Origin of the sequence: Longirhabdus pacifica (assembly GCF_004115085.1) — a bacterium.
In the GTDB taxonomy this organism is placed as follows: domain Bacteria; phylum Bacillota; class Bacilli; order Paenibacillales; family DSM-105158; genus Longirhabdus; species Longirhabdus pacifica.
This window is the reverse complement of sequence record NZ_QXJP01000003.1, coordinates 213363-229536: the sequence shown is the minus strand read 5'-3', so window position 1 is coordinate 229536 and position 16174 is coordinate 213363. Positions and strand designations below refer to the sequence as shown.

The window sequence follows — 16174 nt, the reverse complement described above, 5'->3', positions numbered from 1 at the left end:
ATTTATTTCAAGGAGGAAATAATATCATGAGAATTAACCACAATATCAGTGCATTAAACACGCAAAACCAATTAGGAAGAAACAACACAGCAATCGGTAAATCTTTGGAGAAGTTATCTTCAGGTTACCGTATCAACCGTGCAGGAGACGATGCAGCAGGTCTTGCAATCTCCGAAAAAATGCGTGCTCAAATCAAAGGTTTGGACATGGCTGAGAAGAACTCTTTAGACGGAATTTCTTTAATCCAAACTGCTGAGGCTAACATGGACGAAGTACATAGCATGCTACAGCGTATGCGTGAACTATCTGTTCAAGCAATCAATGACACAAATACAGACGACGATCGTGCTAGTCTTCAATTAGAAATTGATGAGTTGAAAGATGAAATCGATAGAATCTCTGAAAATGCAGAATTCAATACTAAAAAATTGCTTAACGGTGATTTGGCTCTAGATATCACTGGAACCATAGCTAGTACAAATGTGACACTTTCTTCTGATGCATATGGTGTTAATCTGGACGCTGGGACTTACGCTTTTGAAGTTAAGGCCGGTACAACCACAGGGGAATTTGATATTGAGATAAAAGATGGTACAACCACAATTGGGTCAGCTTCAATTGATGTAAATGCTACACCTGAAGGGACTGTAACTATAAACGGACTAGAATTTAGTTGGGATAATGCTGCAAATGCTGTTACTGCAGGTACTGGAACCATTACAGTTGATGATTCTAAAGCATTAACGTTCCAAATAGGTGCTAACAGTGGACAAACAATGAAATTAAATATTAATGATATTGACACTTCTGCACTTGGAGTAGATAGTATTGATATTTCTACAGCAGCTAATGCTGAAGCAGCATTAGAAGATATTACAAATGCTATCAATAATATCTCCGCTGAGCGTGCAAAACTTGGTGCAAACCAAAACCGTTTAGAGCATACAATCAACAACTTAAGCACAGCTTCTGAAAACTTAACTGCTGCTGAGTCTCGTATCCGTGACGTAGACATGGCTGCTGAAATGATGGAGTACACAAAACAAAGTATTTTGGTACAAGCTGGTCAAGCTATGCTTGCTCAAGCAAACCAATTACCTCAAGGTGTTCTTCAATTGCTTGGATAATATTGATCCAACTCGCATTACAAAATCTCGAATTGCGCTCGCTGCAATTCGAGATTTTTTTTATATGTTGCCAAGACCACTACCCAAAGTGGTCTTTTTGTTATGTACATCTACCGCAATACATTATAAAATGAAGGATGATACGTACAATAAATACACTAAAAATACCATTCACATAAAGTAAGGAGCTAAAACGTAACATGAGTTTATTATCTGTAGAAAAATTAAGTCATACATTTGGAGAAAGAACGTTATTTAAAGAAGTTTCATTCCGCTTATTAGAAGGGGAGCACGTGGGATTAGTGGGTGCGAATGGTGTGGGTAAGTCTACACTCATGAACATCATTACAGGACAAGTCATTTACGACACAGGCAGAGTGGAGTGGACACCTGGCGTACATTACGGTTACTTAGATCAACATACCGTACTTACACCAGGCAAAAGTATGCGCGAAGTACTGCGAGAAGCTTTCATGCCACTGTTAGAGAAGGAAAAAGAATTGAATGCTGTCACAGAACAAATGGGTTCTGCTACACCAGAGGAATTAGAGCAATTACTAGAGCAAATGGGGGAGCTGCAAGAATACCTCGAAAATGCAGGTTTCTATGAACTAGATGTCAAAGTAGAAGAGGCAGCGCGTGGACTTGGATTGGATGCCGTAGGATTGGATCGTGATGTAGCGGCACTCAGCGGTGGACAGCGTACGAAAGTATTGCTTGCCAAGTTATTGCTGGAGAAGCCAAAAGTATTATTGCTGGATGAGCCGACCAACTATTTAGATGTAGAGCATATTCGCTGGCTTAGCGATTACTTGAAAAGCTACCCACATGCCTTTATCCTTATTTCTCATGATACGGAATTCATGAATGGCGTCACCGACGTTATTTTTCACTTAGAATTTTCTAAACTTAGCCGCTATAAAGCGACGTACGATAAATTTTTGGAACTAGCAGAATTGCACAAAAACCAACATTTGAATGCGTACCAAAAACAGCAAGACTTCATTAAAAAGCAGGAAGATTTTATCGCTAAAAATAAAGCGAGATATTCCACGACAGGACGAGCAAAAAGTCGTCAGAAGCAGTTGGATCGACTAGAGCGAATCGATCGCCCAGAAAATGCGATGAAACCGACATTCGAATTCAAAGAAACTCGTGCGAGTAGCCGCTACGTTTTTGAAGCGAAAGATTTAGAAATCGGGTATACGCATGCGTTGTTACCGAAAATGAACACGACACTGGAACGCGGGGAGAAAGTAGCGATTGTCGGCTGTAATGGGGTCGGGAAATCTACGTTACTCAAAACGATGTTAGGCAAAATCGAACCGGTATCAGGAGCAGTAGAACTTGGGGACTTCCTCGTACCTGCTTATTTCGAACAAGAAGTGAAAGCAGACCATAAGACGCCGATTGAAGATGTATGGGATGAATTTCCACATCTAGATCAACATCAAGTCCGTGCAGCATTGGCACATTGCGGTTTGAAAAACGAACACATCTCTCGTCCGATGAGTCAATTGAGCGGTGGTGAGCAGGCGAAAGTAAGGCTATGTAAATTGATGCAAAATGAAAGCAATTGGCTCGTATTTGACGAACCGACGAATCACTTGGATGTGACAGCGAAAGAAGAATTGAAGCGTGCGTTAAAAGCGTTCAAAGGCACTGTCGTTCTCGTTTGTCACGAACCTGACTTTTACCAAGATTGGGTTACAAAAGTATGGAACGTGGAAGAGTGGGCACACCAGCTAGAACAGCAGTAGGAACAGGAATAATCGTTAAAGATGAAAGGTGATGGGATGGCAAAATCAAAGTTTTATGTCGTATGGGAAGGGAAACAGCCTGGTGTATATAAGACATGGGCTGAGTGTCAGCAGCAGGTGAACAACTATACGCAAGCGAAATACAAGTCCTTTCCTTCGCTAGCAGAAGCAGAGAAAGCTTATCAGGATGGATGGAAAGCGTATTGGGGCAAAGGAAATACGCAACAGGCGAAATCCAAGCAAGGGAAAGCGTCCCAAACAGAGCTGTTTGCAGAAGAAGTAGATATGAACAGTATTAGTGTGGACGTCGGTTGTCGTGGCAATCCAGGTATTGTCGAATATAAAGGGGTCGATACGCAAACTGGGGAAGTGCTGTTTTACCATGGTCCCATTGATAAAGGCACGAACAATTTAGGTGAATTTATCGCTATTGTTCATGGTTTAGCTTATTTACAGCAGCAACATAGTGATAAAACGGTGTATACTGACTCCAGAACAGCGCTCAGTTGGCTTAAACAGAAGAAAGTAGCTTCCAGCCTCGTTCGAGATGAATCTACGAAAGAAATATGGGATTTAACAGATCGTGCAGTGCGCTGGTTGCAAAACAATACGTACAACAACAAAGTGCTGAAATGGAACACCGAAGTTTGGGGAGAAATTAAAGCAGATTTTGGCAGAAAATAAGCAGAGGAGAGCAGACAGTGAGTATATTATCTGTTGAACACATTAAAAAATCATACGGCGAAAAGGTGTTATTTGATGCCATCTCTTTTGCCATCTCAGCCAAACAACGTATTGGTCTTATTGGGGTGAACGGAACGGGTAAGTCCAGTTTATTGAAAGTGCTAGCTGGGCAGGACAGTATCGAAGGTGGAGACATCATCCATGCCAATCAATTTCATATCGAGTATTTACCACAGCAGCCCCTTTTTAAGCAAGGAGAGACGGTGTTAGCGCACGTGTATGATGGACAGTCTCCAGTCATGGGGCTCATTAGAGCGTACGAACAAGCGCAGCAAGCATTGGAAAGTGATCCAAACGATGAACGTAAACAAACCGCCTTGTACAGTGCGATGCAAAACATAGAGAATGCGGATGCGTGGGAAGTGCATACGACGGCAAAAATGGTTTTAAACCGCTTAGGGATTACGAAGTTGAATCAAGCGGTCTCGGAACTGTCTGGTGGACAGCAGAAAAAAGTGGCCATCGCTAGAGCCTTGATTCAACCTGCGGATTTATTGCTACTCGATGAGCCTACCAACCATCTGGATAATGATACGATTGCTTGGCTTGAGTCTTACTTAGCTCAATACCAAGGCGCATTAATGATGGTCACACATGATCGTTATTTTCTCAATCGGGTGACGAGTGACATATTTGAATTAGATCAAGGAAAGTTGTATACGTACAGTGGTAATTATGAAGTGTTTTTGGAGAAGAAAGCGGAGCGAGAAGAAATAGAGGCACAGCAAGAGAGTAAACGGCAAAATGTATTGCGCCGTGAATTAGCATGGTTGCGACGAGGAGCGAAGGCGAGAACGACGAAGCAAAAAGCGCGAATTGACCGTGTGCATGCGTTGCAAGCAAATGCCCCTAGTAAAGCAAACGACAACATTGAAGTGGTGACAGGTTCAAGTCGATTAGGGAAGAAAGTCATATCATTAGAACATATCTCTAAGTCCTATGGAGAGAAGAAGCTCATTGCTGATTTAAGTTATTTGATCGTTCCTGGCGAGCGGCTGGGCATTATTGGACGTAACGGTATCGGAAAATCGACGTTATTGCATCTGTTAGCAGGGAAAACGGCTCCAGATGAAGGCAATGTCATCATAGGGGAAACGGTGAAAATTGGCTACTATACGCAGCAGCATGACCCTATAGATGAGGATATGAAAGTGATTGAATATATACGTGAGCAAGCAGAAGCGATCACGAGTAGTGATGGGAAGAAGATAACAGCGGAACAAATGTTGGAAAGATTTCTGTTCCCTCGCAGTATGCAGTGGACGTTAGTGCGTAAATGTTCTGGTGGAGAACGACGTCGATTACATTTGCTTCGTATTTTAATGAGTGAACCGAACGTTTTATTTTTAGATGAGCCGACGAATGACTTGGACATTCAGACGTTAATGATTTTAGAAGATTATTTAGAAAATTTCCCAGGCGTCGTCATTACGGTTTCGCATGATCGTTACTTCTTGGACCGTGTTGTCGATCAACTGCTTTGTTTTGAAGGTGAAGGGAAAATCACGACCTTCCAAGGCAATTATTCCACTTACATGGAACAGCAAAAGCAAATAAAACAACAAGAACAAAAAGCCAAAGAAGCACAGTCACAGCAGGACAATAAGGTGGAGAAGTCAAGCAGCAGGAGTAAGCAAGTAAAGATGTCATATAAAGAGCAGCAAGAATGGAACGAAATCGAAGATGTCATCACTAATTTAGAAGAGCGCATTCAAGCATTGCAGCAAGAAATTGCGGATGCAGGGAGTAATAGTGAAATGGTGAATGATCGATTTTTGACATTACAAGAAGCGGAGGGACAGTTGGAAAAAGTAATGGACAGGTGGACGGAACTGTCACTGAAAATAGAAGAAATAGAAAAAAAGTAATCTGATGAGATGTGACTACTGTCATACAGCCCATCACTGTATGCAGTAGGTAGCAACTTCCGCCGCATACACTTCATTACTGCGGAGTTTCCAGTATGTATTGGTGTACATGCTCATCCATTTCCTTCATATAACGTTCCATCAAGGTGTACTCATCTTCCCTTAAGAAAGAATCATCTTTGTTAGCGAGAAATGTTTCTATCGGTAGAACACGGTACTGCCTTTTTCCATTATCGTAAAATTTATGAACCCAAGTCGGAATACTTTCAATGGTAGGAAATGTGATGGTGTGGTCAGGGAAGCTTTTTTCTATTGTGATGTTAAAGATAATGCCCACATCGGTATACATCGGCGTGCCTTGTGCAGGACCTTGATTGGAAATGAAATTACCGAGGGAATAAAGAATGATCCCTTCACGAGGATGCCCATCCTCATCTGTCGTTGTGACAACTTCATAAGGGTGAACGACATGGGGATGACTGCCTAAGATGATATCTGCTCCAGCTTGGATGAAGCGATGTGCAAGTTCTTTTTGCGCTTCTGAAGGTTCTCTGACGTACTCTGCACCGAAGTGAAGGGCTACAGTAACCACATCTGCCTGTTGTGCTACTGCCGTTTGTATGTGCTGTATAATGCGTTCTTCCTCTATGAGTTGTACCGCATACGCCATCTCCTCTGGAATAGGAATGCCATTTGTTCCATAAGTGTAGCTGAGAAAGGCCATGTTGATGTCATGTTGTTTGATAAATGTGATGTCGTTGGCATCTTCTAACGACAAGTGAGTGCCAATCGCTGTGAGTTCTTTATCCTGTAATTGCTCCAACGTTCGCCGCAAACCTTCTATACCTTGATCTAAACTGTGATTATTTGCAGTGGAGAGCACCGTGAATCCACTTTGTTTAAGCGCATCTGCAAGTTCATCTGGTGCATTAAAGAGTGGATAGCCATGAAAGCCTCTTTCTCTGCCTGCCAGTGGCGTTTCCAAATTTCCATACACCCAGTCCCCTTCTTTTAAAATGGGAGCGACTTCACGAAAAAAAGCATCGAATTGATACGTATCTGTAGCGGCATCATAGCCACTAGGCACTTGGGGGCTGTGCATCATAATATCACCGACAGCAATGAATTGTGCGCTTGTGGTGTAAGGTTCTGGCTCGGTTTTGTAGTGTTGTGATTGCATGGACACCATCTCTTGCATAAGCAATTCATCTTGCTGTAGCGTGTATAGAGCAGCGTGAGGGAATGATTCGGTATGGTCATAGATTTGCTTTTGCCATGCTTGCAAGCTGTCCCCGCTAGATAAAGGCATTAATAGTAGCATGAGCAAACATACCAATATTATTCTGAACATTCCCAAAACCTCCAAAATTCAGTTTATTTTATAATATTATAACATGAAGTATGAAAAGCATAATCGTCATTAATTAAGAAAGTAACAGGATTTCTGAACAACAAATGGAGCGTTTGAAAAAATAGTCTATTACTTTTACTTCTATTTCCCGTCAAAAATATAATGTCATCGATAATATAAGTTCGCAAGCCAATATGTACAAAGGGCTACGGACTTTTTTTGTTTGTATTTATTTGTGTTTCAACTTTTGTTGTGTTACCTCATGTGTGTCATTTGCATACATGTGGAGTGTTGTTGTATTGAAGTACAAAAAAATATACAATCAATCCGTACCCATGTTTGCATATTTACGCTATCATAAAAAGAAAGTAATCATGGGGAAAACTCATTTGATATACAGCGTTATACAGCATATTCAATAATAGGAGTGAAAAAAATGAAATTTACAAAGATGCACGGGTTAGGTAATGATTTTGTGATCGTTAATGACGAGCAAGTACCTCACAATATTCACGAATTAGCGGAGCAAATATGTGATCGGCATTTTGGTGTCGGTGCAGATGGACTCGTTTACATATTACCCTCACAACAAGCAGATGTGAAAATGCGTATTTTTAATGCAGATGGAACAGAAGCAGAGCAATGCGGCAATGCTATCCGCTGTGTTGCTAAATATGTGTATGATCATCAATTGACGAACAAAAGACAGTTAGAAATCGAAACGGCAGTCAGTGTGCAGCGTGTCGTATTAACGGTAGAAGATAACAAGGTGAGCACGGTGCAAGTTGACATGGGTGCTCCGATTTTACAAGGAACGCAAATCCCAACGGTGATACAAAGTGATGTAGTGAAACAGCATCCAATAGAAATAGAAGGAACAACGTTTCATTTTACAGCCGTATCCATGGGGAATCCGCACTGCGTTATTTTCGTGGATGATGCGGTAAATACAGATTTACATGCGTGGGGACCAAAGATAGAGAAGCATAGCTATTTCCCTAACAAGATTAATGTGGAATTTGTGACCGCTGTCTCCCCGCAACATCTGGACATGCGTGTGTGGGAACGTGGAGTTGGTCCTACTTTAGCTTGTGGGACAGGGGCATGTGCAACGTTGGTAGCTGCTGTGTTAAACGGTAAAGCAGACCGCTCCGCTACGGTTTCATTAGCAGGTGGAGACTTGTACATTAAATGGAATGAAGCAGATGATCACGTGTATATGACTGGAGCGGCAACGGAAGTGTATACAGGAGTGTGGGCTTAACACTACGATCTGGCATCCGTATATGTAGGCTTGTAGGTCGTAAAAGAAGCTTGATAATCATATCGTGACATTGTTTAGGGCAGCAGGGCAGGAACGTTCGTTTCTGCTCTCCTTTTTTTAGTGTTTTGCAAGCCATTCACTAGCAATAAAAGGATTGCTATCGTCAAGTAAGCAATATATAATGATGAAAAGTTTTACTGCTTCAACGTGGCATAAATATCGGTAGGTGGGTGAGGAAATGAGAGAGAAATTACTAGATGTGATTCAACATAAAATATTACTAGGAGATGGAGCGGCAGGAACGTATTTGTATCAATTAGGATTCCCTGTAGGCATCTCTTATGAACAGTTTAATATGACAAAACCACATATTATTACTCAGTTGCATCAAAAGTATTACGAAGCGGGTGCAAGGCTCATAGAAACGAATACGTACTCTGCTAACCGAGAAAAATTAGAAAAATACGGATTAGCAAATGAAGTACAATCGATCAATCGCGCTGCGGTGCGTATCGCTAGAGAAGCGGTAGGAGAAGATGCTTACGTGGTCGGAGCCGTTGGTTCTATTCGTGATGAACGAAAACATCATTTAGACCCCAAATACGTGCTGCAAAACTTACAAGAGCAAATTTCTATCCTATTAGAAGAACAAGTCGATGCGATTATGCTGGAGACATTTTTTGATGTGGAAGAAATTTCGATGGCCTTGCAGTTTATTCGTGAGGAAAGCAACATCCCTGTCCTATGTCAATTGGCAGTAGAAGATGCTACACGTATGATGGATGGGATGAAGATCGATCAGGCTTTTCTACAGTTAATGGATGAAGGGGCAGACATGATTGGATTGAATTGCCGCAGTGGACCACAAAATATGAAGCGTACATTGCAATACTTATACGATTGTGATGTGACAGGTCCATTCTCTATTTTTCCTAATGCCGGAAAACCTGACTATGTCGATGGAAAATATGAGTATGTCACCTCACCGCAATATTTTGCTGATCAAGTGTTGCCTTTTGTACAATACGGAGCACGCATCGTTGGTGGATGCTGTGGGACGACACCAGAACATATTGCTGCGATGAAAGCCGCTATCGATGATATTGATTTGGATCAACTGCATGCTCCTGCGCCCCAGTTGAAAAAGCAACCGCTACCGTTGAAGGTCGTTTCCAAATCGGAAGGTGACCACCATCAGCCTACCATCGTAGATATTGTGAAAGAGCGCCATGCTGTCATTGTAGAACTCGATCCACCGAAAGATCTGGATATTGATAAATTTTTAGCAGGCACAAAAGCGTTAAAAGAAGCTGGCGTCGATGCGTTAACGATGGCAGATAATTCGTTAGCGGTGACGAGAATGAGTAATATGGCGCTTGCAACGATCGTGAAAGAAAAGTATGACATCAGGCCACTCGTACATATTGCGTGTCGTGACCGTAATTTAATCGGTACGCAATCGCATATGATGGGATTTGATGCTTTAGATATAGATCATGTATTAGCAGTGACAGGGGACCCCGCGCGATTCGGTGACCTGCCTGGTGCAAGCTCTGTATACGACTTGAATTCATTTGAAATCATTCGCATGATTAAACAGTTGAATGAGGGAACGGCATTTTCAGGTAAACCATTAAAGCAGAAAGCGAATTTTGTCATTGGAGCTGCATTTAATCCACATGTAAAACATTTGCATAAAGCGATTGAACGGTTAGAGAAGAAAGTGGAATGCGGTGCGGATTACATTATGACGCAGCCTATTTATGATGCGGCATTGATTGAAGAACTTCATGAATCCACGAAGCATTTAGACGTACCTATTTTCGTTGGTATTGCACCGTTAGCAAGCGGAGGCAATGCGGAATATTTGCATAATGAAGTGCCAGGGATACAATTATCAGATGAAGTAAGACAGAGAATGGCAGGCTTAAGAGGGGAAGAAGGCAGAGCTGCAGGGGTGAAAATTGCAGAGGAATTACTGGATGTAGCGATGCCATTATTTAACGGTATTTATTTAATGACCCCATTTCTAGCTTATGATATGACGGTTGCTTTGACAAATTATGTGTGGAAAAAGACCAAACGTTTTGATTTGCACTTGTCCAAGTAAACAAAATAACTTAAAATAGGGTAATGGATGTGATACTAATGTATAGTATGACAGGGTATGGACTGTGTGATACGATGATAGACGATGTGTACGTTAAAATAGAAATGAAATCAGTGAACCATCGTTATTTAGAAAGTGCGATCCGTATGCCGAGGGAATGGATTCGTTTTGAAGATGCATTGAAAAAGCGGATTAAACAACGAATAAGCAGAGGGAAATTAGATGTTTTTATTACTGTAGAACAAGGAAGTCATGCTGAAAAGCATGTTTCTATGGATAGTAAGTTAGCATCTTCACTCCGAAACTCTTTAACAGAGATGCAGCATTATTTTAATGTTCAATCTGTTTCTTTGCATGACCTGCTGCAAGTTCCTGACTTGATTAAAGTGGAACAAGCGGAGATGCAGGCAGATGAAAACGTACAAGCTGCTTTATTGCAATGTTTGGATACTGCACTTTCTCAACTCATAAACATGAGATTTCAAGAAGCAGTACATATAAAAGAAGATTTAATAGAGCGTCTCACTCTATTGGAGAAAGTTATCCAACAAATAGACAGTGTATGTGATGATGTCAAACAAAACCACCGAGAAAAACTTCGCAATCGATTGAAGGAACTTCTCGAAGATAGTGATGTAGATGAAGTCAGATTCACGATGGAAGTGGCTTTATTGGCAGACCGCAGTGACATCAGCGAAGAATTGACAAGATTGAAGAGTCATTGCAAACAATTTTATACGCTTATGGAAACAGCAAGTCCCATTGGTCGAAAAATTGATTTTCTCATTCAAGAAATGAATCGTGAAACCAATACGATCGCTTCAAAAGTTAATGATCTTGCTGTGACAAACCATGTCATTCATATGAAATCGGAACTAGAAAAGATTCGCGAGCAAATACAAAATATAGAATAAAAGTCCGATAACATACGTATATGATTTGTATTTTGTGCAAATATGTATAGGGAGGAATTAAGCGTGCCAATTAAATTGATCAACATTGGATTCGGTAATATCGTTTCTGCTAATCGCATTATTTCCATTGTTAGTCCAGAATCGGCTCCAATCAAAAGAATTATCCAAGAGGCTAGGGATCGACATATGCTAATTGATGCTACATACGGTAGACGTACGAGAGCGGTAATTATAACCGATAGCGATCATGTGATACTTTCTGCTGTTCAACCGGAAACGGTAGCACATCGTTTAGCCAACAAAGAGGATGAACAAGATGATAAAAAGATGTGAGGTTTATGATGCATAAAGGATTATTAATTGTTTTGTCTGGACCTTCTGGTGTAGGCAAAGGGACGGTATGTGCCGCTCTACGAAAAAAAATGACAAATTTGGTGTACTCCATTTCTGCAACCACACGTTCTCCAAGAAAAGGGGAACAGGATAGTGTCAATTACTTTTTCAAAAGTAAACAAGAGTTCGAAGACATGATTGGTCGCGGAGAAATGTTGGAATGGGCTAAGTATGTGGATAATTACTATGGCACACCAGCGAAGTTTGTAGAGGAAACGACAGAATCAGGCAAAGACATCATACTAGAAATCGATGTCAAGGGCGCGATGCAAGTGAAAGAAAAGTGTCCGAATGGCGTGTTTATCTTTTTGGTTCCGCCATCTCTTAATGAATTGAGAAGTCGTATTGAGAATAGAGGCACAGAAAACGAAGCCACCATTCAAAGTCGTATGGTAGTAGCCAAAGAGGAAATTAACAGGCTGAAAAGCTATGATTATGTCGTGGTAAATGATCAAATTGAGCTGGCAAGCTCTCGCATTGAATCGATTATCGAAGCGGAACATTGTAAGCGAGAAAGAGTGTTCCCTGATATTGAAAAAGCGGCAATTGAAGCGTTTCAGGTAGATTAACTATCCCATTATTGTTACATTTTACGTAACATGGTATGCTATAAAGGGAAGAGGTGAGTGAACATATGTTAGAACCTTCTATCGATGAATTGGAACAGAAGGTGGGGAGCAAGTATTCATTAGTGATTGCATCTTCCCGCCGAGCTAGAGAATTAAGAGATGGTGCTGTTTGTTTATTGCCAAGAACACATTCACATAAATTTGTTGGCATGGCACTGGAAGAATTAATTGAAGATGAAGTAAAGATAGAAATAAGGGACGAAAGATAAGCAGTGAGAACAACAACCGAAGGGTTGTTTTTTTCTTTCTTGCTCTTTTTCGTAGTATGCTAATTTGAAAAAACAAGACAAAGAAAATGAACTTTATAATGGAAGCGGTGAGGTAACGTGGTTAAAGGTAAATCTATTATATTAGGTATTTCAGGTGGCATTGCTTCATATAAAGGGATAACACTCTGTAGTACATTAGTACAAGCTGGTGCAGACGTACAAGTCATTATGACGAATTCTGCATCTAAATTTATCGAACCGTTAACGTTTCAAACGATATCGCGCAATCCGGTTTATATAGATACATTTAACGAAACAAATCCGAAAGTCGTCTCGCATATTGATGCTGCGGATAAAGCAGATTTGGTCATTATCGCACCAGCTACTGCAAATATTTTAGCGAAAATGACACATGGCATCGCTGACGATATGTTAAGCACGACCCTTTTAGCAGTGACATGTCCTATCGTCATTGCTCCAGCCATGAATGTCAACATGTACGCACATCCTGCTGTACAGCAAAATATGCAAACGTTATTGGACAGAGGTGTACAGTTCATAGATCCGAATGAAGGCCAATTGGCTTGCGGTTATGTTGGGAAAGGGAGAATGGCTGAACCAGAGCAAATTTTCAACTACGTGCAGGACATGCTCGCCTCCAGTATGCAAAATAGCCAAAAGCTCAAAGGCAAGAAAGTGTTGATTACCGCAGGTGGAACGAGGGAGCGGATTGATCCTGTTCGCTATATTGCCAACGACTCTTCTGGAAAAATGGGTATTGCACTCGCAGAACAAGCAAGAGATCAAGGCGCGGATGTGACGTTTATTCACGGTCATATGACAGAGCCTTGTCCTACTGGTGTACAGTCTATATTTACAAGTTCATCTAAGGAAATGTATGACGCGGTGAATGAGCATTTTTCGCATACCGACATACTCGTGATGGCGGCAGCGGTGAGCGATTACCGACCGATCAACGTGGAAGAACAAAAAATAAAGAAAAAAAGTGACCAATGGGACATTGCACTACAGAAAACAGAAGACATATTGCAACACATGGGAAAACGTAAAACGAATCAGTTTATCGTTGGCTTTGCCGCGGAAACGGAAAACGGTGATGTTCATGCTCAAGATAAATTGAAACGTAAACATTGTGATTTGATCGTACTGAACGATGTCACTGTTCCAGGTGCAGGCTTTTCATCCAATACGAATATCGTAAAAGTATTTAATGAAGATGGCATGATAGCAGATTTACCGATGATGTCTAAAAAGCAAGTGGCAGCAGAGCTAATGTCTATTATCTCGGATACATTAATAGATGAAGGAAAGTAATCCGATGTTTGCAGAAGTTATTGTTGATGTTGCAACAGAAAATACAAATCGCATATATGATTATATCGTTCCTGATGCACTACTGCCGTGGGTTACGGTAGGAAGTAGAGTTGGAGTCACTTTCGGACCCAGAGTGGTACAAGGCTACGTCATTCAAATGAAGCAGACTAGTGAATACCCACGAGAAAAGTGCAAACCGATCACTAGAGTGCTAGATTCCTTGCCTCCGCTAACGAAAGAATTAATCGACTTATCCGTATGGGTGAGTGAACGATACGCTTGCCATCGCATCACAGCGATAAAGGCAATGCTTCCGTCTGCACTTCGGGCCAAGTACAAGCGAGTGTTGAGAATAAATGAGCAAACGGCACTACCTTCGATTGTCCTTGCAGAAGAACAGGACATCATTGCCTATATTCAGCACAAACAAAAAGTAGAGTTGAATGAACTATTAACTCATTTTCCTAAACATAGTAAAGTGATTCAAACGTTAATTCAAAACAACGTGCTGCTAGAACAACAAGAAATTAAAGATAAAGCAGCAAGTAAACAAAGGTTAACGGTCATTCCGCCTCATAAAAAAGCATTGCAGCAATATGTAGAGCAATGTTCATCCAATGCAAAGGCGCAGTTAAAAGTATTGCATTATTTCATAGAACATAACGATGAAATTGCGATCTCTGCTTTATCTAGGGAGTTAGGGATTACAACACAAGTGATGAAAGCGATGGAGGCCAAAGGATGGCTGCAAATACAAAAGCGTGAGGTGGCAAGAGATCCTTATGCTCATCGCACATTTGAAACTTCTACTCCATTGCAGCTCACGACGAATCAGCAACGCGTCTATGATGATGTAAGCAAGCCATTATCTTTACAGCAGTATGCGTGGTTTTTACTACACGGTGTAACGGGCAGTGGTAAAACAGAAATATACTTACAGCTAATTCAGCAATGCTTAGATCAAGGCAGAGAAGCGATCGTACTCGTGCCCGAGATTGCTTTAACAGCGCAGATGGTGGAACGGTTTAAAAGTAGGTTTGGCGATCTCGTAGCGGTACTGCATAGTCGACTTTCTACAGGTGAACGATACGACGAATGGAAGAAGATTAAGAATAGTAACTGCAAAGTGGTGATTGGAGCGAGATCTGCACTATTTGCTCCTTTTGATCGTATCGGCTTAATTATCATTGATGAAGAACATGAGTCGACGTACAAACAAGAAGAAAGTCCTAAATATCATGCGAAGCATATTGCATTGAAAAGAGCGCAGCATCATCAAGCCGTTGTTGTGCTTGGGTCGGCAACACCTTCACTAGAAACGTACTATGCTGCACGGAGAGGGAAAGAAAATTATTTAGGTTTACACGTGCGAGTGGGGAACCAGCCACTGCCTCCTGTTCAACTCGTAGATATGCGCGAAGAGCTAAAAGAAGGCAATCGATCGATGTTCAGTCGTGCTTTACATGAAGCCATTGAAGATCGGTGCGAAAAAGGAGAGCAAATCGTGCTACTCATGAATCGACGCGGTTTTTCTACGTTCGTACTGTGCCGATCTTGTGGGTTTACGGCGACGTGTCCGCATTGTGAAATCTCGTTAACGTATCATCGTCATCAGCATCACATTCGCTGTCATTACTGTGGGTATACCGAACAAGAGTTAAAGCAATGTCCAGATTGTCAAAGTGAACACATTCGTTATTTTGGTGTGGGGACACAGCGTGTAGAGGAGCAATTAACAAAATATTTCCCAGGAATTAGAGTCATTCGGATGGATATGGATACGACAAGGGAAAAAGGTTCACACGAGAAGTGGCTAACCCAATTTAGAGAGAAGAAAGCCGACGTGTTGTTAGGTACGCAAATGGTGGCGAAAGGACTGGATTTCCCTGATGTCACGCTAGTAGGGGTCATTGCCGCAGACACCACACTAAAATTACCTGATTTTCGTGCAGCGGAAAAAACATTTCAGCTTTTAACGCAGGTTTCTGGAAGAGCAGGCCGACATGAACTGCCGGGCGAAGTTATTATCCAAACTTATAATCCAGATCACTACAGTCTGCTCAGTGCACAGCACCATGATTACGAAAAATTTGTATTACAAGAGTTGAATCAGCGTAAGCTGCATATGTACCCACCGTATTGTCATTTATTGCTCATTACGTTCAGTCATGAACATATTGATCTTCTCATCCATGCTGGTGAAATGCTCGTAGAACATTTGAGTTCCATGTGGCAGCGAGAAGGGAACGCGCATCAAGCATTGCCGCAAATATTAGGACCGGTTTCTTCTCCACTTGCGAAAGTGAAAGATAGATATCGTTTCCAATGCGTGATAAAATATTTGGGAGAAGCGAAGATCTTGAAGCAAGTACAAGCAACCATAGATCAAGTGAAAAATAATATAAACGATAAGCATCTGATGATCAGTATCGATGTAGATCCACAAATGATGCTTTGAATTTGAACATAA

General features: G+C 41.4%; 13 protein-coding genes. 12 read left to right on the top strand and 1 reads right to left on the bottom strand.

Annotated features, from left to right (window positions below):
* The first annotated feature begins 26 nt into the window (after nt 1–26).
* From D1Z92_RS03775 to D1Z92_RS03760, 4 genes are all read left to right on the top strand, one after another.
* Nucleotides 27–1127: a flagellin N-terminal helical domain-containing protein gene (locus D1Z92_RS03775; protein ID WP_128894321.1), complete on the top strand. Its 1101-nt coding sequence runs from the start codon at nt 27–29 to the stop codon at nt 1125–1127.
* 200 nt (nt 1128–1327) lie between these two features.
* Complete coding sequence (locus D1Z92_RS03770) at nt 1328–2887, top strand: ABC-F family ATP-binding cassette domain-containing protein (protein WP_128894320.1); 1560 nt, start codon at nt 1328–1330, stop codon at nt 2885–2887.
* A gap of 36 nt (nt 2888–2923) precedes the next feature.
* Nucleotides 2924–3571, top strand: coding sequence for a ribonuclease H (gene rnhA, locus D1Z92_RS03765; protein ID WP_128894319.1), 648 nt, complete (start codon nt 2924–2926; stop codon nt 3569–3571).
* Nucleotides 3572–3588: 17 nt separating this feature from the next.
* The gene (locus tag D1Z92_RS03760) at nt 3589–5499 is read left to right on the top strand and encodes an ABC-F family ATP-binding cassette domain-containing protein (RefSeq protein WP_128894318.1); all 1911 of its coding nucleotides are present in this window, start codon (nt 3589–3591) and stop codon (nt 5497–5499) included.
* A gap of 76 nt (nt 5500–5575) precedes the next feature.
* Here D1Z92_RS03760 and D1Z92_RS03755 read toward each other — a convergent pair whose 3' ends face one another.
* On the bottom strand, nt 5576–6850 hold the full coding sequence (locus D1Z92_RS03755) for a CapA family protein (protein WP_128894317.1): 1275 nt from the start codon (nt 6848–6850) through the stop codon (nt 5576–5578).
* A 436-nt stretch (nt 6851–7286) separates the two neighbouring features.
* Between D1Z92_RS03755 and dapF the strand changes: the two genes are divergently transcribed.
* From dapF to priA, 8 genes are all read left to right on the top strand, one after another.
* On the top strand, nt 7287–8114 hold the full coding sequence (gene dapF, locus D1Z92_RS03750; protein ID WP_128894316.1) for a diaminopimelate epimerase: 828 nt from the start codon (nt 7287–7289) through the stop codon (nt 8112–8114).
* A 238-nt stretch (nt 8115–8352) separates the two neighbouring features.
* Nucleotides 8353–10224, top strand: a complete 1872-nt coding sequence (locus tag D1Z92_RS03745) for a bifunctional homocysteine S-methyltransferase/methylenetetrahydrofolate reductase (RefSeq protein ID WP_128894315.1) — start codon at nt 8353–8355, stop codon at nt 10222–10224.
* A 38-nt stretch (nt 10225–10262) separates the two neighbouring features.
* Nucleotides 10263–11138 carry a YicC/YloC family endoribonuclease gene (locus D1Z92_RS03740; RefSeq protein ID WP_164931440.1) on the top strand — a complete coding sequence of 292 codons (876 nt, stop codon included), beginning with the start codon at nt 10263–10265 and terminating at the stop codon, nt 11136–11138.
* Nucleotides 11139–11201: 63 nt separating this feature from the next.
* Nucleotides 11202–11471 carry an extracellular matrix/biofilm regulator RemA gene (gene remA / locus D1Z92_RS03735; RefSeq protein WP_128894313.1) on the top strand — a complete coding sequence of 90 codons (270 nt, stop codon included), beginning with the start codon at nt 11202–11204 and terminating at the stop codon, nt 11469–11471.
* A gap of 8 nt (nt 11472–11479) precedes the next feature.
* Nucleotides 11480–12100, top strand: coding sequence for a guanylate kinase (gene gmk, locus D1Z92_RS03730; protein ID WP_128894312.1), 621 nt, complete (start codon nt 11480–11482; stop codon nt 12098–12100).
* Between the two features lie 65 nt (nt 12101–12165).
* A complete protein-coding gene (gene rpoZ, locus D1Z92_RS03725) occupies nt 12166–12369 on the top strand; it encodes a DNA-directed RNA polymerase subunit omega (protein ID WP_128894311.1) in 204 nt (67 codons plus the stop codon).
* A 117-nt stretch (nt 12370–12486) separates the two neighbouring features.
* Complete coding sequence (coaBC, locus tag D1Z92_RS03720; RefSeq protein WP_128894310.1) at nt 12487–13704, top strand: bifunctional phosphopantothenoylcysteine decarboxylase/phosphopantothenate--cysteine ligase CoaBC; 1218 nt, start codon at nt 12487–12489, stop codon at nt 13702–13704.
* Complete coding sequence (gene priA / locus D1Z92_RS03715; RefSeq protein WP_240666558.1) at nt 13691–16162, top strand: primosomal protein N'; 2472 nt, start codon at nt 13691–13693, stop codon at nt 16160–16162. The genes coaBC and priA overlap by 14 nt, the downstream gene beginning before the upstream one ends.
* The last annotated feature ends 12 nt before the right edge of the window (nt 16163–16174 follow it).